Source organism: Microbulbifer pacificus (genome assembly GCF_002959965.1).
Classification (GTDB): Bacteria; Pseudomonadota; Gammaproteobacteria; order Pseudomonadales; family Cellvibrionaceae; genus Microbulbifer; species Microbulbifer pacificus_A.
The window spans coordinates 1,468,201-1,487,769 of record NZ_PREV01000027.1 but is presented as its reverse complement, the minus strand read 5'-3'; the positions used below and the strand labels follow the sequence as shown (position 1 = coordinate 1,487,769).

The window sequence follows — 19,569 nt, the reverse complement described above, 5'->3', positions numbered from 1 at the left end:
TAAAAAACCGTTGAACAGGAAGATAGAAGTCGCGTAGAGTACGCAGCCTGCGCAAGTGCAGGTTAAAAAATGAACTCGACGGGCATAGCCTGAACAGGTGTGATTTAAAAATGCCCAACTCCCCGCAAAGCCGCGTGGTTCCTTGACCCACTAACAGGCAGTTGGTATAAAACGTGGCTTGTTGCGCTGCGGGGGAGCCGCGGGCTAATAAAATTCGACTGCAAATTGCATGAATGCGCCTCGCTATAAAGGGGCTGCAACAGAACCAAATACACACCTAGAAACCTAAACCTAGACCTAGAAAAGAACAGAGGGATATAGCGTGAATAAGTCCGAACTGATTGAAGCCATTGCCGCATCTGCCGACATTCCCAAGGCAGCTGCCGGCCGTGCTCTGGACGCCATGGTAGAAAGCATTACCGACGCACTGAAGAAGGGTGATCAGGTTGCCTTGGTTGGCTTTGGCACCTTTGCTGTTAAAGAGCGTGCAGCACGCACTGGCCGCAATCCGCGCACTGGCGACCCTATTGAAATCGCTGCGGCAAAAATTCCGAATTTCAAAGCCGGTAAAGCTTTGAAAGACGCGGTTCAGTAAGAAGCCTTGTAATACACAATGCTTCAAAGAGGCGTATCAGTTGGATGCGCCTTTTTTGTTTCTGAGTCACTGAGTTTTTCATTTGGATCTGTGGGCCAAGGCCCAATTCGGCGAGTACCATATTCTACTTGAGCGCAGTCACTTAGTTGCCACTGTTCATGAGGATGACTCGTTGGAATAACAATAAACATTGATCCGATTGTGTACAGATAAGAGTTAATTTCGGAGCTGAATATGCTTCAGTCCATGCGCGACAACCTGAAAGGAACTGCTGCGATCATTGTTGCAGCGTTTTTCGGATTTATCATGGTGATCGGTGGTATAGATTTTTTCACCGGTGCCAGTGGGGATTCAGCCAATAAAGCGGCTGAAGTAAACGGTGAAAAAATTTCCAATCTGGATTTGCAGAGGGCGATTCAGAATCGCCGCAGCATGATCGAAAGCCAGTATGGAGAAAATGTGCCTGCGGACTTGCTGACCGACGAGCAGCTTCGTGGCCCTGTCCTTCAACAGTTGGTCAACGCGGCGGTGATGCGCCAGGCTGCTCAGGAGAGCGGTATGGTGATGAGTACCGCGGCAGTGGATAAAGAAATTGTGCAGATGCCTGGCTTCCAGGTTAATGGGCAGTTTGATCAACAGATGTTCCGGGATGGGCTTCGTCGAATGGGCTACAGCCCGGCCGCTTTCCGCCAGCTGCTGGAGCAGGAAATGGTCATGCAGCAGTTTGCTGGAGGTGTTGCTGACAGTGCCTTCGTGACTAAAAGCGGTGCAGAGAACGTGGTTGCCGTTTCAATGGAAGAGCGGGACTTTGATTACATCACTCTTTCGGCAGCGCCTTTGCTGGAAAATATTCAGGTTGCCGATGAAGAGGTTCAATCCTACTACGATCGTCACCAGCAAGAGTTCCAGCGCCCTGAGCAGGTGGCTATTGAGTACATCGAGCTGACTCCCGAACAGTTTGCCGGCAATATCGATATTTCCGAGGATGACGTGCGGGCTCAGTACGACCAGGAAGTAAAGAGTTTCCAGGCAAGCGTGCGCCGTCACGCCGCGCATATCCTGATCGAAGGCGATGACGAAGCCGCGCAAAATAAAGTGGCAGAAGTCCAGGGTAAACTGGATAGCAACGGCGATTTCGCCGCATTGGCAAAAGAGTATTCCGACGACATCATTTCCCGCGAAGAGGGCGGTGATGTTGGCTTTACCAGCGGCGATGTCTTTCCTGAGCCATTTGAAGATGCGTTGGCAAAATTGGAAGTGGGGCAAGTTTCTGGTCCGGTCAAGACCGATGACGGTACCCACTTTATCAAGTTGATTGAGGTGGCTGACGCTGAACCGCCAACGTTTGAAGAGCGCAAGGCGGCCATTTCGGCTCGCCTGCGCAATGCGGAAGCCGAGCGCGAGTTTCTCGATGCGGTAAGCCGCCTCGGCGATCTCGCCTACAACGCCGCATCTCTGGCGGAACCGGCGGAGGAGTTGGGCGTTTCCGTGCAGAAGTCTCCGTTGTTCTCCCGCCAGGGGGGACCGGGTATCGCTGCGGATGGCAAAGTAATTGAGGCCGCGTTTTCTCCTGAAGTGATGGAGGATGGCAATACCTCGGACGTGCTCAATCTGAGTGACAACCACTCTGTAGTATTGAAGGTTGTGGAGCACAAGTCGGCTGGCGTGAAGCCCCTGGACGAAGTTAAGGTCCAGATCGTGGATTTGCTGAAGCGTGAAAAGGCGAGTGAGCAGTTGGCGGCTAATGCTGACGCCCTCCAGCAGAAGGTACAGTCTGGTGAATCGCTGGCGGACGTCGCCGCTGCCGAAGGGCTGACGCTGGAAACCAGCGACAAAACCCGTCGTGGCGGTTTCGGAGTCCGTGGCGAAGTAACTGACCATGTATTCGGCATGGCGGCGCCAAAGCCCGGGGCCGAAAACCTGGCGCATTTCAGGCTCGCTACCGGTGACGTAGTTGTGGCCCAGTTACGTGCAGTGCGTCCGGGCGATCTGGCCCGTCAAAGTAAGGAGCAGCGGGATGCCCTCATGCAGCAACTGGCTTCGATGCAGGGCACGTCCGAGTTGACGGCAGTACAGCAATTCCTTGCGAGCAAGGCAAAAATTGACATCGCTGGCGGTGAATAGTGGTATCAGGGGGTGAACTCCCTGAAATCCAGGTATAAAAAAACCGGCGAATGTCGCCGGTTTTTTTATACCTGATGGTCAGCTGCTGGTTGCGCTGTCGACAAAAAGCGTGAGGCGTTGCCCGGGTTGCAGGTAACCGTTCTTGCTCAATTTGTTCCAGCGAACGATATCGCTGATATCAATGCTGAATTTTCGTGCGATACGGTAGAGTGAGTCGCCACTGCGTACCCGGTAGGACAGCTTGCGGGTCGTGCGGCTCTGGTTATCGCTGTTGCTATTCCCGCTGTAGGCCACGAGGGTCTGTCCTGGGCGCAGGGTGTCTCCAGGAGCCATATTGTTCCAGCTTGCCAGCTCTCTCACTTTGACGTTCATGGAGCGGGCAATGCCCCAAAGGGTATCGCCGGGGCGTACGGTGTAACTGGATTTCTGCCCTTTGCCGGAGGCCTGGCGGCGCTGAACCCGCTGATCAATGGAGTAGGCATACTGGGCATTAGGGCCGGAAGCGCTGGGAATCAGGAGGGTCTGACCTGCGCGGATTCCGCTGTTGCGCAGCTTGTTGGTCTGCTGTATCGCGGCCACGGTCGTTTCATAACGACGGGCAATCACGGAGAGGGTGTCTCCACGGCTGACTTTGTAGCGTTGCCATGTCACCCGCTGGTCCGTCGGGAGTTTGTCCAGAGCGTCGAGGAAGCGTGCGCTTTTGTCTGTGGGGATCAGAAGTCGGTGATCGCCTTCCGGATCCGTAGCCCAGCGATTGTAGCCGGGATTCAACAGATAGAGCTCTTCGATTTCCACATCAGCCAATTCTGCGGCTTGTGCCAGGTCGATCTGGCTGCCGACATTGACGGCGGTGTAATAAGGCTTGTTGCCTACATCGTGCAGTGGAACCTGGTAGCGCTCCGGGTAGGCGACAATTTCGGCGAGAGCGAGGAGCTGGGGAACATAGCTGCGAGTTTCACGTGGCAGCTTCAGGTCCCAGAAACTGGTGCCTTTACCGCTGCTCTGGTTGCGTTCGATGGCCCGTCTGACAGTACCCTCGCCAGCGTTATAGGCCGCGAGCACCAGCAGCCAGTCGCCATCGAACTTGGCAGCCAGATAATTGAAATATTCAGAAGCGGCGCGAGTGGATTCAACGATATCCCGGCGTCCGTCGTACCACCAGTTCTGATGCAGCCCAAATGATCGGCCAGTTGCCGGAATAAACTGCCACATGCCGGAGGCCTGGGCATGGGAGTAGGCGAAGGGGTCGTAGGCGCTCTCCACAATAGGCAGCAGGGCAAATTCCATCGGGATGTTGGACTGCTCCAGTTGCTCTGCTACGTGAAAGATGTAACGGCGGGAGCGCTCCGTAACACGGGCCATGTAGCCCTGATTGGTGGAAAAGTAGTTGACATATTCCCGAACTTTGGGACGCTGCAGGTCTCGATTCAGGGTAAATCCCTGACGCAATCGCTGCCATATATCTCGGGGGGGGAGCGCAGCTTCCGATGTATCCAGTATGTTCTGGCTGATGCTGGTCATTTTCGCGGCTTTGACGCTGCCGCTGCCCGAGTCGATCTGTGGTGAGTTTTCTGCGAATTGCTGCGCGGAATCAATTTGCGCGCAGGCCCCCACAGTCGCCGCGAGTATCGCAGCAGCCAGTTTCTTATAAACCATTCTGGTGTCCGCAGTTTGTCGTTATCTTGTAGCTCTGCGTCTGGCGGTGCCCAGTGCGGACGCCTGTTGCCTCTTTATTGGGTAATACGCTTGAGCTTTGCTTTGTAATTGTCTGATTCTAAAGAGAGACGTTGGTTCCGGTCAATGCAACTTGCTCAAAAAGTGTCCTTCCAGCGACGCAAAACGGTGAAAATTTCAACAGGCGATGCGTCTGCGGGGGCGCCCCGCTCGCACGCCAGGGCGCGAATGGTCGGGGACTGGGTGCGAAGGAAGGGGTTGGTGGCGCATTCCAGCCCGATGGTCGATGGAAGTGTCGGGCGATTCTCAGCACGAACCTGCTTTACCGATACCAGACGGGACGCGATCGCCGAATTCCCGGGCTCGGCCGCCCGGGCGAATTTCAGATTGGCTTCGGTGTACTCATGGGCACAGTAAACCCGGGTGTCGGCGGGCAGGCGGGCGAGCCGGGAGAGAGAGTCAAACATCTGCTCCGGGCTGCCTTCGAACAGACGGCCACAGCCTGCGGCAAACAGTGTATCGCCGCAGAACAGATGTAATTCTTCACCGGCATGTAACACCAGGGCGATGTGGTCCAGTGTGTGACCGGGCACGGCCAGCACATCCCAGTGGCAGCCGATCAGCGTGGGGTGGTCTCCGTCGACCAGCGGATGGGTCACCTGCGCTATGGTTGCGGGCCCGTAAACCGGGCATTGATAGGCGTTCATCAGGGCTTCAACACCCCCGGTGTGATCAGGATGATGGTGAGTCAGCAGAATGCCTGACAGCCGGTTGTCGCCCAGGGCGTCGAAGACCGGGTTGGCATCCCCCGGATCCACAACCCAGTGTTCATCCCCCTGTCGCAGATGCCAGATATAGTTGTCATTGAAGGCTGGAATAGGGTGGATTGTGATCATCGGCAGTCCCCGCTAACCTAGTTGTATTTCTTGAGTTCATGCTAAAGCGCAGTTGTTGCAACGTTAACACAGGCGGTGGAGTGAGCCGACCGCGGGGTTTTGCGGGCTTGCCTCGCAAATTGCGGTGGCTGTTCGGAACTGAAGAGTCAAAGTGGCGGTTGCAACAGGTGACGCGATTACAACAGGTGAAAGGAGCGGCAGATGGGGTGGCGATTGGATAAAAAATCCCTGTTCTCTCGAGAGGGCAGTGAGCTGCCGCCATTGGCGGAGTCCAGCGCCGACTTGAGCGCCTGGTTCCAGTCCGGTCTGGGGCGGGAAATCCTGACGCAGCAATTGGCGTTGGCACAGCCGCTGGTGGAGGGGCTGTTTGGGTATCATTTGATGCAGGCAAGCGTCGCCGCGCAAGTAGATTTTGCGGCCTGCAGTCGGATCAATCACCGGTTCCGTTTGAGTCCCTGCGTGGATGCTGGTGGTGCTGCGCTGGTGGAGTTCGAGCAGTTGCCGCTGCCATCAGAGTCCATTGATGTCGTGGTCCTGCACCACCTGCTGGATTTCTCACCGCATCCCCACCAGGTGTTAAGAGAGGCGGCAAGGGTGATGATACCCGGTGGTCATATGGTGTTGATCGGGTTCAACCCTTTCTCGTTACTGGGTCTGTCTCGAATTTTTCGCTCGTCCAGTCCCTACCAGGGCGGCAATCAATTGCGTGCGGCGAGGGTCGAGGATTGGATGAATTTGTTGGATCTTCAGGCCGGGCCCGTAGAGCGCGGTTTTTTTCGTCTGCCTCTGCAGCAGCCTGATTTGCTGGCGAGAACGGTGTGGATGGAGCGGATGGGGAGCCGCTGCCACTTGCCCTGGGGTGGGTTTTACATCATAGTCGCGCGCAAAGAAGTCGCTCGAATGCGCACTATCAAAATCGACTGGCGAGGGGAGAAAAAGCCTGCTCTGCGGGCAGTGCCCAGCAGTCCACGGGTTGCCGCCAGAGATCGTCATCAGAAGCGCTAGTCGGCTTTCCGACAGCGCAGCTGCTACCTAGCGTTTCAATTCGATCCTCCGTCGCATACTCAATATCGAATTTCGAATCAAACAATAAGAGCCCGGTTTGAAACAAGTCACTATTTATACCGATGGCGCCTGCCGAGGGAATCCCGGCCCGGGAGGGTGGGGAGCTCTGCTGATGAGCGGTGGTGCGGAAAAGGAACTGTATGGGGGAGAGCCCCTGACCACCAATAATCGTATGGAGCTGATGGCAGCCATCAAGGCGTTGTCCGTATTAAATCAGCGTTGTGAGGTGGATTTACACACCGACTCCCAGTACGTGCGCCAGGGGATTACCGGGTGGATCAACAACTGGAAGCGCAACGGTTGGAAAACCGCGAACAAAAAGCCGGTTAAAAATGCAGATCTCTGGCAGGCCCTGGATACCGCGATTGCACACCACGAGGTGCGGTGGCATTGGGTAAAAGGTCACGCCGGAAATCCGGGAAATGAACGTGCGGATGCTCTCGCGAACCGCGGAATTGATCAGCTGAGGGGGTGAGCCCATGCGCCAGGTTGTGCTGGACACGGAAACTACAGGCCTGGATCCTAAATCCGGCCACAGAATTATCGAAATTGGTTGTGTAGAGCTGGTTAACCGCAAGCTAACGGGCCGCCACTATCATCAGTACATCAATCCAGAGCGCGAAGTGGATGATGGCGCGATCGAGGTGCACGGTATTACCAACGAGTTCCTCGTGGATAAACCTGTATTTGCACAAATTGCCGATGAGTTTATGACTTTCTGTGATGGAGCGGAGCTCGTCATTCACAATGCGCCCTTCGACGTAGGGTTTATTAACGCCGAATTAAAGCGCCTGGCTAATCCACGTTGGCAGAGTGTTGCTGCCCACTGCGGTGTGCTGGATACCCTGGCACTGGCGCGTGAGAAACACCCTGGCCAGAAAAACAATCTGGATGCCCTTTGCAAGCGTTATTTTGTCGATAATTCTCAGCGGGATCTGCACGGGGCTCTGCTCGATGCGGAAATTCTGGCTGACGTTTATCTGATCATGACCGGTGGGCAGACGGACCTTGCGCTCGCCGGATCGGAAAATAACGGTGAGCAGAGCGAGGATAAACCGGAGCAGCAATTGGAGGTGGGTGCCATTCGTCGCCTGAGCGCGGATCGGATTCCGCTTGCTGTGGTGCGTGCGAGTGTGGAAGAGCAGGAGGCGCATGAGCAATTCCTCGGGCTCCTGGAAAAGTCCTCCGGCAAGCATTTCTGGTAGTTCATCAATAAGGGCGGCCAAAAACAAAAAAAGGGGCTTTCACAGCCCCTTTTTGATTTTATGTGTCCGCGTTGCAGCTCAGATGACGTAAACCACGCATGCCAACGCCACTACAGTGAGGACCACGGTGTAGGGTAGAGCCATCATTACCATGCGGCCATAGGATAAACGGATCAGGGGGGCCAATGCGGAGGTCAACAGGAAGAGGAATGCTGCCTGTCCGTTCGGCGTGGCCACGCTCGGCAGGTTGGTGCCGGTATTGATGGCGACAGCGAGCTTGTCGAAGTGCTCGCGGGTAATATCTCCTGCGGTCAGTGCCGATTTCACTTCGTTGATATATACCGTTGCAACGAACACATTGTCACTGATCATGGAGAGGATGCCGTTCGCGAGAAACAGCATTCCCGGCTGTCGGTCCGGCTCCAGGCTCAGTACAAAATGGGTGACCGGCTCAAACAGATGCTGTTCGTGAATAACTGCCACGATGGCAAAAAATACTATCAACAGGGCAGTAAAGGGCAATGCTTCCTCAAAGGCATGGCCAATACGCGCCTCCTGAATGACACCATTGAAGGCTGTCAGTAGCACAATGATCATCAGGCCGATAATGCCCACCTCCGCCACATGGAAGGCCAGTGACAATACCAGGATCACGGCGACGATACCCTGAATCCAGAGTTCAACCACATCGCGCTGGGTACGTTTCTGCTCCTGCTCTCTGGCAAAGCTTGCCAGTACTTCACGCACGGTATCGGGGAGCCGCGCGCCGTACCCGAAGGCTTTGGTCTTTTCCAGTAGAACACAGGTAATCAGCCCTGCGGCAAACGCGGGCATGGTCACGGGAGCCATGTAGATAAAAAAGTGGGCGAAGTCCCAACCGGCCTTTTCCGCGATCAGCAGGTTTTGTGGTTCGCCCACCAATGTGCATACGCCCCCGAGTGCGGTTCCTACAGCACCATGCATGATAAGACTGCGCAAAAAAGCGCGAAACTGGTCGAGGTCAGAGCGATGGTATTCAACAACCTCATCATCCCGGGAGTGATCGTGATCCGGTTGCGCCTGCCGGTTGGACGCGACCTTGTGATACACCGCGTAAAATCCAATGGCGACACTTATCAGGACGGCGGTAACCGTGAGAGCGTCGAGGAAGGCGGAAAGTATCGCGGATACGCCACAGAACAGAAGGGAAAGCGCGGTTTTGGAGCGCACGCTGATCAGCAACTTGGTGAACACATACAGCAGCAGACTCTTCATAAAGTAGATGCCTGCCACCATGAACATCAGTAGCAAGATGACTTGAATATTATCGGTAACTTCTCGAAACACCGAATCACTGCTGGTCATTCCGAGCAGAACTGCTTCAATGGCGAGTAGACCACCTGGCTGTAGCGGGTAGCACTTCAGGGCCATGGCCAGGGTAAAAATGAACTCACCGATCAGTACCCAGCCGGTGATAAACGGTGATGTCAGATGCAGGAGGATCGGATTGATAATAAGGAACAGGGCAATGGTCAGCTTGTACCAGTCGGGTGCTTCGCCGAGAAAATTTTCACCGAAGGCACGGCCCAGACCGTTGCCAGCTCTGGGTATCGAGTCATTGAGAACGTTCATTTTTTGACTACTTCCTTGGATCTCTGTGAGCCGGTCCCAATACCGCTGGGAGGTCGCTCGGGAAACCTACCCACTTCCGACGGAAAATTCAATTGGTTTTACCAGTTCGCGGATTCTGGTGGATGTTTTGTCGATTGTTCGGTAGAAATTGAAGGTTTAAAGGTGGACTCTTGTACGGTTTGGTATAAATTGCTCTGATGCATTGGCCATATTGCCGATATGGTCAGTTTCGGACATTCGAATTGCGAAAATTGAGTCGTGGCGGGTTAAGCGGGGCGTATCCTGCGGCCGGGTCCGATAAAACTATAAAGACAATTGCAGTGGTGTAGGCAATGAGTGAATTGCGCGAAATCAACCTGACATCTGTCAGTCTGGTCAAGGAAGAACTGATCGCGAGTATCGAGGGGGCTACCGCCTACCTGGATCAGTTTGCTGCTGATCATCGCAACAAGCAGTCTCTGGAGTTATGCATTCAGGCTTTGCGGCAGGTCGCTGGCGTACTGCAGATGGTTCAGCTGAATGCGGCTGAGCTGCTGGCTCAGGAAATGCTGACGGCCATGACGGATCTGTTGCAGGACCGTCAGCAATCCCCCATGGATTTGCTCGAGGGCGTAGGTACAGCGTTTTATGTATTGACCCGCTATCTGGATTTCGTCCAGAACCGGGGCACTGCCCGTCCCGAGCTGCTGGTGCCCTACATCAACAATCTCCGGCTCGCCCGCGCCCAGGCTCCGGTACCTGAAAGTCACTTTCTACGCTGCAGGCTCGATGCCAGCGTACCCGGCGCTGTGTCGTCTGCCGTCATGTCCGAGGACCTCAAGAGCTTCGTACGCCGCTTTCGCCATATGTATCAGGTAGGTCTGTTGGCACTGCTGAAGGGTAAGCCACGGGGGCCGGCATACACCATGATGGCCCGGGCGCTACAGCGTATCGCCAGTGTATGTGCGGGCCGCCCGAATGGAAAACTGTGGGCAGTCGCCGGCGCCGCGATTGGCGCTATGGCGAGCCGTGAAATGCTGGTCAATCGCCAGCGGGTGATGGTGTTCAGTATGTTGGACCGTCGCCTGCGGAACATTTGCCGTGATGGCGATACCGCACTGGATCAGCCCGCGCCGCCAGTGCTGGTAAAAGAATGCCTCTATTGGCTGGCTCTGGCGGGACCCTCAGGGCATGGCGAAAAATTGCTACAGGTATTTGGTGTGCGTCCGCTATCGTATCGGGAACCTGAACTGGAGCGTGACCGCTCCAGTCTGGGGGGGCCTGGTGCCACTGCCATTGCGGCCGTCGCCAATGCGCTGGATGAGGAACTCTCCGGTGTGCGCCGTATGCTCGATGATGCAGAAGTGATCGGTGTCAGCGGGCTTGACGAAGAGGGTGGTCTGGTCGAAACCCTTCGCCGTATTGCCAACACTCTGATCCTGCTCAATTTTCGCCGCATCGGAGAGAACCTGAACGGCTCTCTTTCTGCCTATCAGAGCTGTGCGGCGGCGGGTGGTCGGGCGGCCGATAATGCGCTACAGCAGCTCACCAACCAGATTCTCGCTGTCGATAGCACCATCCGTTCGTTGCGCCAGAGCTCTACCATTGAGCTGGATGAATCCGGTCATGCGGACATCGTAGTGGAACGCAGCCAGTTGGCGGAGGCGGAACTGGCGGTGTTGAAAGAAGCGGAAGCGGGGCTTGCGCTGATCAAGCGCGCGTTGGGCGCGTACGCGGATTCCGGTTTCGATCACGGTCATATCCGCAATGTTTCCACAACACTCAACAGTGTGCGCGGTGGTCTGATTGTGCTGAGTCTCAGTCGCGCGGCGGCGGTAATGGAGCGCTTGGTGGACTTTGTCGATGCCGTGATCGACCAGAAGTCCGTGGCACCGGCGGTGGAGCAATCACTGGAGATTTTCGCCGATGCGATCATCAGCCTTGAATATTATCTGGGTGAAGTAAAGTTGCATCGCCAGGCGGATATGAAATCGCTGGATCTCGCGGTAGAGAGCCTGGAGGCCCTCGGCTATCCGGTTGAGGTTGCCTGATGCCCCGGCTTGGTGCAGTCTTGGCGCACCTGTCCGGGAGCCTGGGTGCCGTTCAATGGGCACCGCGCTGGAGCAGTATTTCAGGGTACTTGATTAACGTCCTATGACAGATTTCTTTCCCGCCGGGCGGGTACTCCCGCACCCGGTATTTCACTGGCACATCGTTGTATCCCAGGGTGAGATACTTTGTGTTGGCGGAAGGCCACTGCTCAATGAGCTTCCCGTTTCGTTGGTGGAGGCGGTAGATACTCAGTCTGTGAGCCATTATCTCGGTGAGTGGCGGGGGCAGGCTTGCGGCGTACACTATTTATCCAGTCAGGTAGACCTTCCCGGATTCGAGTGGCGTGGCCTGCGCAGCCTGCTCGGTGTGGTCGACGAGCCCGTGTTCTTTCTCGCTGGCCGCGCCATGCAGGTGGTCGATTGGGATCTCGATCACCAGTTTTGTGGCCGCTGCGGATTGAAAACCGAGCTGCACCTTCAGGACCGCGCGCGGGTCTGTTCTCAGTGTCATCTCGCCGTGTATCCCCGTATTTCCCCCTGTGTGATTATGCTGCTTACTCGTGGTGATGAGTGTCTGCTGGCGCGCCACTCCCATCACCGCCATTCGCTCTACACGGCCCTGGCGGGGTTCATCGAACCCGGGGAAAATGCCGAACAGGCCGTCGCCAGAGAGGCATATGAAGAAGTCGGGCTCAAAATAGGGAGTACCCGTTATCTGGGTACTCAGTCCTGGCCATTTCCCGGTCAGTTGATGATCGGGTATCTGGCAGAAGTTTGCGGCGGCACACTGACTCCGGATCAGGATGAAATCATGGAGGCGCGCTGGTTTCACCGCAACCGGGTTCCCGACATTATTCCGCCCGCGGAAACACTGTCTGGTCAATTAATAAGAACATTCATCGGGATGGGGTGAGCGCAGACGGGGATTTCGCCCCCCAAATCTGAGGCCATAAAAATGTATATCGCCATTACGTTTGTTATTGCATTTCTCGCGCTGCTACTGGTGTTCTGGGGCGGCAAGGTTCTACTTAAGGGCAACTGGCTGCTGGGGTTTCTCCGCGGCACAGTAGGACTTTTATTTCTCGGTGGGGCTTTGCTGATCGTGCTCGTGGCACTGGATGTCTACAGTTATCGGAATCTTGCCGATGAACACAGTGTGGGAACCGTGTCTTTTGAGCGCCTCGGCGAGCAGCACTACATGGTGAAATTTGCGGATGAGGATGGCATTTCCCAGGAGTTCCAGCTCTACGGCGACCAGTGGCAGCTGGATGCGCGAATGCTGAAGTGGAAAGGCGCGTTGTCACGCTGGGGTATCGAGCCGGCCTATCGACTGGACCGCCTCAGTGGTCGTTATCTGACGCTGCAGGACGAGCGTAACAAAGAGCGTTCGGTACATGCGCTGGCGGAAAGTGAGCATGGTGTCGACGTGTGGAACTTGCTCCGGAATATGGACAACAGTCTGCCTGTGGTCGATGCGGTTTACGGCAGTGCAACGTTCCTGCCAATGCAGGATGGCGCCGTGTATGAGGTGCGTATCAGTCACACGGGATTGCTTGCGCGCCCGCTGAATCAGCAGGCGCAAACCGCTCTGAATGAATGGCGATAAGCGTTAAAAAAATCAATCGGGATTTGGGGGTTGAGTGGAATTTCTTAGTGAGTACGGATTGTTTCTGGCTAAGGTTGTCACAATTGTGGTGGCTTTTCTGGTGTTGCTCGGTGTCATCGTGGCCAATCGCGCACATAACCGGGATCGTCGGCCCGGACATATTGCGGTCAACCGTCTGAATGATCGCTACGATGACATGAAAGAAACGCTGCTCGAAGCGGTGATGGACGAGGCCGACTACAACGAGCGTCGCAAACAACAGGAAAGAGACAAAAAAGCGGAAGCCAAGGCACAAGCCAAAAAGCGCAAGGCAGAATTGAAAGCCGAGGCCAAGGCACATAAAAGGAAGCGCAAGGATACCGCGGATAACGGCGCGCATGAGGTCAAGGTGCCGGAGCAGGCGGAAGCGGATGCCGAAGCCGGCGGTGAAACAGTATCCATAGATTCTGTTTCTGCGGGTGAGAGCGGCGCGCGTAAAAGGCTGTTCGTGGTGCATTTCGATGGCGATATTAAAGCCAGTGCACTGTCCAACTTGCGCGAGGAAATCACAGCGATTCTTCAGGTGGCGCAGCCTGAAGACGAAGTGGTGGTGTGTCTTGAAAGCCCGGGTGGCATGGTGGCGAACTATGGTCTCGCGGCGAGCCAGCTGGCGAGGGTGCGTACTGCCGGGGTGAGGTTGACCATCGTGGTTGACAAGGTGGCCGCCAGTGGCGGTTACATGATGGCCTGTGTGGCGGATAGGATACTCGCCGCGCCCTTTGCCATGCTTGGCTCTATTGGTGTGGTGGCGCAACTGCCGAATTTCCACCGTTTGCTGCAGCGGAACGATGTGGACTTTGAGCTGTTTACCGCAGGGGAGTATAAACGCACGGTCACCATGTTCGGAGAAAACACGCCGGAAGGAAAAGAAAAATTCCAGAGCGATCTCGATGAGATTCACACGCTGTTCCAGCATTTTGTTTCGGAGTATCGCCCGCAATTGGACGTGACCAAAGTGGCTACTGGCGAGGTCTGGTTTGGTCAGCGTGCGCTGGATCTCGCGCTGGTGGATGAGCTGAAAACCTCCGACGAGTATCTTACGTCCCGTGCGCGCGACGCGGACCTGTATCAGGTGGAATACAAAGAACGGCAGAATATTGCAAAAAAAATCGGTTTCGCCGCGCAGTCCGGAGTCGAGAGCGCTGTGGTGCGACTGTTTTCCCGCCTTGCAGCCTGGCGTCACCAGGCGCAGTAATACGGGATTAGCAACGAGGCTAAGGCAACGATGGCAAAGGGTATCTCCATAGCTGACGGTGGTTTTCGTGCGATGATTGTGCAGGAGGTGGCCGCGGGCAAATATGATCAGTCGATTGTTACGCGCTCGCTGTGCGATTTACCCGCACATCCGGTCACAATTGCCGTTTCCCACTCTTCGCTGAACTACAAAGACGCGCTGTCGGCGTTTGGCAATCGCGCCATCACCCGTGAGTATCCACATACGCCAGGCATCGATGCTGCGGGAACTGTTGTCGCCGACAGCGGCGGGACCTTCAGCCCTGGTCAGCAGGTACTGGTGACCGGTTACGATCTGGGCATGAATACCGCCGGCGGCCTGGCGGAGCGCATTGCTGTGCCGGCGGAATGGGTGGCGCCTCTACCCGAGGGCCTTACGCTTCGGGAGGCGATGGTACTCGGTACGGCTGGCTTGACTGCGGCGCTGTGCCTGGAAAAGCTGCTGGAGGCTGGCGCCAAGCCGGAAGACGGGGAGGTGCTGGTCACAGGTGCCACCGGTGGAGTGGGTTCGATCGCGGTTGCATTGTTAGCCAAACTTGGGTTCCGGGTGGCGGCGGTGACAGGGAAGCTCGAGTCCGCGGAATTTCTTACTGGTCTTGGGGCGTGGAAAGTGCTGGACCGGGAGACGCTTGCGCCGTTCGCGAACAAGGCCATCGCCAAACCGCTGTGGGCCTGGGCGGTGGACACCGTAGGTGGCGAAACTCTGTTCAATGTCATCAAGTGTCTGAAGTACGGCGGTGGCGTGGCCGCCTGCGGTATGGCTTCCGGCGCGCAATTTCAGGCCAATGTATTTCCGTTCATCCTGCGTGGTATCAGTCTGCTGGGGGTTGACAGTGTCGAACTGCCGCTGCGTAAAAAGGTTGATGTCTGGAAAAAACTTGCTGGCCCCTGGTATATCGGCGAACAGTTGCAGAAGATCGCGGAAGACATCTCGTTGGAACAGGCGCCGGAATTTCTGGCGCGTCTGCACCGTGGGCACGGTATCGGCCGCTATGTGGTGGATATGGCCAGGTGAAGCATCGCCGGTCGGGATGGTGAGGCGGCGCATAAGTGATCGCTATGGCGACGGTGTGGTGCGCTCGGACGCCAATCCAGCTGCTATGCTGAGTGTGAGAATAAATTTCAGATGGGACGGATTGACCTGAAACGGTATAACGCGGAAATAATGTCCCTTATTTTGTCGATCTGGTAGCAAGCTTTGTCGGTGAATATCCCGCCACCCTCGCAGGGTCAACATAGTCACAGCGCTGGCGCACTGGTACTTTCCGGTGGTGGCGCTCGTGCGGCCTATCAGGTGGGGGTGCTGAAGGCGCTGGCCGAGCTGACACCGGACTCTGAGCCGCACCCATTCAAAATCATCTGTGGCACTTCTGCCGGCGCGGTAAATTCCCTGTTACTTGCTAGCCATCCCGGTACATTCAAGGAGGCGGTGGCGCGCCTCTGTGACCTGTGGAGCGGTTTGACCGTTGACCGGATCTACCGGAGTAATTGGGCCAGCCTCGCGGGTAATATCCTCACCATCACCCGTTCCCTGTTCACTCATGGTGTGGCGCGCCACAAGCCTCTGGCGCTGTTGGACAACAGGCCGTTGCGGGATCTGGTAGAGGAGGTGATTCCATTCGCCAATATTCAACGCAACATCGACGAAGGGCGCCTGCGGGCGGTCAGTGTCAATGCCATGTCGTATCACCAGGGGGAGTCCGTCAGTTTTTTCCAGGGCTGTGATGAATTGCAGGAGTGGCGGCGATTTCGGCGGTGTGGGGAGCGGACCCGTCTTACGGCCGATCACCTGATGGCCTCGGCGGCCATTCCCTCGCTGTTTCCTGCGGTGAAGCTGGGTGATGAATACTTTGGTGATGGTGCCGTACGCCAGCTGGCACCTATAAGCCCTGCGTTGCACTTGGGGGCGAGTCGCGTATTTGTGGTAGGTGTGTCTGACAACCGCTCCCCGGTTCACTGGGGCAAGCGGCGCAAGGTGGCAAAGCACCCGCCTTCGCTGGCGCAGATCGGCGGTCAGCTATTTAATGCTGCGTTCATCGACAGTCTCGAAGGGGATCTGGAGCATCTGGAAAGGGTCAACCTGCTACTGGACTCTGTGGATCAGAAAGCACTTGAAGAGTTGGCGCCCCTGCGTGCGGTCGAATCAGCCGTAATTGAACCAAGCCAGAGCCTGGACCGAATTGCCGGACGCAAGGTGCGTTTCCTGCCACCGGCACTGCGCTGGCTATTTCGCTCCACTGGTGCCACGACATCCGGTGGTGGCGCATCCGCTGCAAGTTACCTGCTGTTCGAGAAGCCTTATCTCGGTGAATTGATGGAGCTTGGCTACCAGGATGCCATGTGGGAGCGGGACAAACTGAGCGAATTTCTGCGTCCGCGCACGCAGCTGGTGGAAGTCCAGTCAAAAAGTCTTTTTGGAATACGGGTCAAGCCCGCGACGGAAGCAAGCAATGGCAATTCTCCCTCCTGAAATCAAGTGTTTTTTTCGACTGTTTTCCGCACGTTGTTTTTTATCGGGGCTGTCGTTGACCCTGGTGGCTTGTGGTGCGCAGGGGACGCGGGAAAACAGTGCAGCGCTGCGGCAGCAGAATCAGAGTGAATACCGGCAGCTGCTGGAAGAAGCTTTCCAGTTGAGTTTCACCCTGGACTTCGATCGGCTGCGCAGAGCCTATGTCGCGTCACCAGAATACAACCCATACGGCGGTGTGAAACTGAAGGGCTTGCCGGAGGCATACAGTGCCGTGGAACAGGCGGAGTTTGACACCTGCCTGCGCAGCGTTGATCAGGTTCTGGAATACAACTACATGAGCCTGGAAGCGCACATGATCGGTGTGGTGTGCAGTGGCCAGGCGGGGGATTTTGATCGCGAAGATCTGCACCGCTACATGGTCGAGGGACTGATGACCTCCATCGAAAACAGTGGCGATGGCAGAACTCAGGCGAGTGCGTTCCAGACCATCAGCACGTCTGAACTGCGTGGCTTTGTTCGCCTGAAAGGCTTGCAGGTGCTTGACCAGTCCATTGTGTACGACAAGCAGGGTATCTATGACAAGATGCAGGTCCGCGATCCGGAATCCGGAGAGGAATATCCGCTGTTTTTCAATGTGAGTGAGCAGTTTGCGAGTGGCGGGGCAGAGGAGGAGTAATACTCCTCCTGTGGCGGTCTGAAACTTCTTTACATCAGGTACTGGGCGAGTTTTTCCCATTCAAAACGCCGTGTCTGGCGGTCGCTGAACAGTATTTCCACTCTTGAGTCTTCCCATTTGATCACGCGGCCGTAGCCCAGTTTCTGATGGCGCACACTTTCCCCCAGTTGCGGTTTCCGCTGTGTGGCGCGCGGGGCGTTGATGTCGGGGTTGTAGTCGCAGGCGGCCAGGTAACGCAGCGCCAGTCGGGTAATGGGTACCTGGGTGGTGATACTGCCCGGTTTTTTTTCGAGAGCTTCTGCAAGTAGGCTGCAGAGTGGCAGGTGCATTTCATCGACAAACAGGGACGGCCTCTGCTCCTGGTTCGAGCCTGTCGTTTTCTTTTGCCCGCTGTCGCTACTGGTTTCCGGTGTCAGCAGGTAGAGCTGTTTTCTCGCTCTCGTCATCGCCACATACATCAGGCGCCGCTCGCTCTCGGTGGATGCCGGTGTGGAGAAGTCTCGCTGTGGCTGATACGGCATATTGTGTGCAGTGAGTGAAGGGATGATGACCTGGTCCCACTCCAGGCCCTTGGCCTGATGCATGGTAGTGATCTGAATGGCATCGGCAGAGTTTTCATTGACCGCGCTGTCAGTACTCTGATGCTGTTGTTGCAGTTGCTGCAGATGTTCCAGGGTTTCCCTTGGCGACAGGCGCAGCTGATCCAGGTATTGGCAGAAGGCCAGTATCGTCTGCTGCTTTTCTTCCGCCTGCTGGCGATTGAAGGCGTCTTCACTGATACCGCTCAGGTAATCCAGTTCACCCAGTTGCCGGCGTATCAACTCGCCGCCCAAGCCGCGCCATTTTTCCATTTGCTGCAGCAGCTCCGCACGTTGCCGTAACCGTTTGCTCTGCGGCTGACTGAGAGATTCCGGAATCAGCCTGAGCAGTTTTTTACCCCAGTCTTTTTCGTACTGTGCGAGCTGGTTACACAGGGGCTCCAGCGTCGCACGGGGAATGCGGATATGCGGTGTGGTGAGCCATTCATAGAGTCCCTGGCTGCGCCGTTTTGCTGACTGTTCAGTAAAGCGCCCGGCGGCGATATTGAGACTCCAGAATAGTGGGCGCAGTTCTTTTCTCGAAAGTACGGTGTTGCGGTTGCCGGAGCGGTACGGAATGTTGTTGGCGAGCAGTGCCAGCTCAAGTGGCGCAGCCAGTGACCATAGCCGCACCAGTACGGCAATTTCACGCAGGGGGGCTCCCTGTTGGCGGCAGCGGCGGATATGCTCCACCAGCCATTTACTTTCGTTACTGGTAGCTACATGGTGCAACTGGGTTTCTGCCTGCGGATTACCGGAAACACAGAAAATGTCGGCGCGCTCGCGGTTGTTGTGAATGAAGTGGTTGGCGGCAAGCGACAGACTGTGACCGTAACGAAACGTGTGGCTCAGTTGGTAGATGTTGGATGGTGGAAAATCGCCATCAAAATAGCGCAGCAGGTACTCGGGGCGGGAGCCGCGCCATTCGTAGATGGTCTGGTCCGGGTCGCCGATGGCGATTACATTGCCGGATTTTCCATAGATCGTGCGCAACAGGAAGTGCTGGATTTCGTTAATATCCTGATATTCATCAACCAGAATGTCCCGATAATAACTCCCGTACTCTTCGGCAATATCCGGCTGCAGGCTGAAAAGGATGGCTGGGTCGTAAATCAGGTCGGCGTAGGTCACTGCATTCTGTGCCCGACGCCAATCTTCAAAATGGCGAAACACCTTCAGGAAATACATGTGTTCGTCGCCGAGTTTCAGCTTCTGGAACGCACTCAGGTCACCAGAGAGTATGGTCTTGGTGTAGTCGATAAAAAATTCCGCGGCTTCGGTCTCGGACTGTTTGCGCGCGCGAATATCCTCAATCTCACCTGGTGGCGCACAGGCTTCGATGGATTTCCAGATCTGCAACTGGATTACTGACTGCGGTAATGGAGTGAGATTGGCGGGCGACAGGTGGCGGCGGGCGATCATCCGCTGGTAGATCCGATAACCAAGGCTATGGAACGTATTGACAGGCGGTACGGCATCACCGCAAAGAGCGCCGAGACGCTGGGTGAAATCCTCCCGGGCGCTTCGGTTGTACATCAGTACCAGCATCCGTCGTGGGTCCGCACCGGCATCCAGACGGTTCTTTATGTAATGAAGCAGGGCGGTAGTCTTACCTGAACCTGCGACGGCGATGATCTTGGCGTGACCTCCGGGGTGATTGGCGATGGCTTTTTGCTCATTCGTAAGTTGAGCCGGTTGCTCTGCACTTGCTGTCATGAAAACCCTGTTTCGCCGGTATCGGGAATACTGGATATATTGCCAGTGTCG

The 19,569-nt window shown here is 56.0% G+C and carries 16 protein-coding genes; 12 read left to right on the top strand and 4 right to left on the bottom strand.

Annotated features, from left to right (window positions below):
* The first annotated feature begins 322 nt into the window (after positions 1 to 322).
* Positions 323 to 595, top strand: coding sequence for an HU family DNA-binding protein (locus tag C3938_RS17080; RefSeq protein ID WP_105104404.1), 273 nt, complete (start codon positions 323 to 325; stop codon positions 593 to 595).
* A gap of 234 nt (positions 596 to 829) precedes the next feature.
* Positions 830 to 2,719 carry a SurA N-terminal domain-containing protein gene (locus tag C3938_RS17075; RefSeq protein ID WP_105104403.1) on the top strand — a complete coding sequence of 630 codons (1,890 nt, stop codon included), beginning with the start codon at positions 830 to 832 and terminating at the stop codon, positions 2,717 to 2,719.
* 78 nt (positions 2,720 to 2,797) lie between these two features.
* Here the strand turns inward: C3938_RS17075 and C3938_RS17070 are convergent, their stop codons facing one another.
* Positions 2,798 to 4,375, bottom strand: a complete 1,578-nt coding sequence (locus C3938_RS17070; RefSeq protein ID WP_105104402.1) for a LysM peptidoglycan-binding domain-containing protein — start codon at positions 4,373 to 4,375, stop codon at positions 2,798 to 2,800.
* A gap of 155 nt (positions 4,376 to 4,530) precedes the next feature.
* A complete protein-coding gene (gloB, locus tag C3938_RS17065; RefSeq protein ID WP_199775640.1) occupies positions 4,531 to 5,289 on the bottom strand; it encodes a hydroxyacylglutathione hydrolase in 759 nt (252 codons plus the stop codon).
* Between the two features lie 201 nt (positions 5,290 to 5,490).
* Between gloB and C3938_RS17060 the strand changes: the two genes are divergently transcribed.
* The 3 genes from C3938_RS17060 (at position 5,491) to dnaQ (ending at position 7,559) form a co-directional block, all read left to right on the top strand.
* A complete protein-coding gene (locus tag C3938_RS17060) occupies positions 5,491 to 6,294 on the top strand; it encodes a class I SAM-dependent methyltransferase (protein WP_105104401.1) in 804 nt (267 codons plus the stop codon).
* A gap of 97 nt (positions 6,295 to 6,391) precedes the next feature.
* The gene (gene rnhA / locus C3938_RS17055; RefSeq protein ID WP_105104400.1) at positions 6,392 to 6,829 is read left to right on the top strand and encodes a ribonuclease HI; all 438 of its coding nucleotides are present in this window, start codon (positions 6,392 to 6,394) and stop codon (positions 6,827 to 6,829) included.
* 4 nt (positions 6,830 to 6,833) lie between these two features.
* Positions 6,834 to 7,559 carry a DNA polymerase III subunit epsilon gene (dnaQ, locus tag C3938_RS17050; protein WP_105104399.1) on the top strand — a complete coding sequence of 242 codons (726 nt, stop codon included), beginning with the start codon at positions 6,834 to 6,836 and terminating at the stop codon, positions 7,557 to 7,559.
* 78 nt (positions 7,560 to 7,637) lie between these two features.
* On the opposite strand, the gene nhaB is transcribed toward dnaQ, so the two are convergent.
* The gene (nhaB, locus tag C3938_RS17045) at positions 7,638 to 9,170 is read right to left on the bottom strand and encodes a sodium/proton antiporter NhaB (RefSeq protein WP_105104398.1); all 1,533 of its coding nucleotides are present in this window, start codon (positions 9,168 to 9,170) and stop codon (positions 7,638 to 7,640) included.
* 332 nt (positions 9,171 to 9,502) lie between these two features.
* Between nhaB and C3938_RS17040 the strand changes: the two genes are divergently transcribed.
* The 7 genes from C3938_RS17040 to C3938_RS17010 all read left to right on the top strand — a co-directional run bounded on the left by C3938_RS17040 (position 9,503) and on the right by C3938_RS17010 (position 17,224).
* Positions 9,503 to 11,200, top strand: coding sequence for a hypothetical protein (locus C3938_RS17040; protein ID WP_105104397.1), 1,698 nt, complete (start codon positions 9,503 to 9,505; stop codon positions 11,198 to 11,200).
* Positions 11,201 to 11,303: 103 nt separating this feature from the next.
* Positions 11,304 to 12,113: an NAD(+) diphosphatase gene (gene nudC, locus C3938_RS17035; RefSeq protein ID WP_105104396.1), complete on the top strand. Its 810-nt coding sequence runs from the start codon at positions 11,304 to 11,306 to the stop codon at positions 12,111 to 12,113.
* Positions 12,114 to 12,155: 42 nt separating this feature from the next.
* The gene (locus tag C3938_RS17030) at positions 12,156 to 12,806 is read left to right on the top strand and encodes a cation/multidrug efflux pump (RefSeq protein ID WP_105104395.1); all 651 of its coding nucleotides are present in this window, start codon (positions 12,156 to 12,158) and stop codon (positions 12,804 to 12,806) included.
* Positions 12,807 to 12,840: 34 nt separating this feature from the next.
* Positions 12,841 to 14,040, top strand: coding sequence for a protease SohB (gene sohB / locus C3938_RS17025; protein ID WP_105104394.1), 1,200 nt, complete (start codon positions 12,841 to 12,843; stop codon positions 14,038 to 14,040).
* Between the two features lie 30 nt (positions 14,041 to 14,070).
* The gene (locus C3938_RS17020; protein WP_105104393.1) at positions 14,071 to 15,093 is read left to right on the top strand and encodes a YhdH/YhfP family quinone oxidoreductase; all 1,023 of its coding nucleotides are present in this window, start codon (positions 14,071 to 14,073) and stop codon (positions 15,091 to 15,093) included.
* A gap of 183 nt (positions 15,094 to 15,276) precedes the next feature.
* On the top strand, positions 15,277 to 16,548 hold the full coding sequence (locus tag C3938_RS17015; protein WP_233998967.1) for a patatin-like phospholipase family protein: 1,272 nt from the start codon (positions 15,277 to 15,279) through the stop codon (positions 16,546 to 16,548).
* A 64-nt stretch (positions 16,549 to 16,612) separates the two neighbouring features.
* Positions 16,613 to 17,224, top strand: a complete 612-nt coding sequence (locus tag C3938_RS17010; RefSeq protein WP_233998986.1) for a DUF4919 domain-containing protein — start codon at positions 16,613 to 16,615, stop codon at positions 17,222 to 17,224.
* A gap of 29 nt (positions 17,225 to 17,253) precedes the next feature.
* On the opposite strand, the gene C3938_RS17005 is transcribed toward C3938_RS17010, so the two are convergent.
* Entirely contained in the window at positions 17,254 to 19,518 is a 2,265-nt protein-coding gene (locus C3938_RS17005) for an ATP-dependent helicase (RefSeq protein WP_105104391.1), read from the bottom strand.
* Positions 19,519 to 19,569 lie beyond the last annotated feature (51 nt).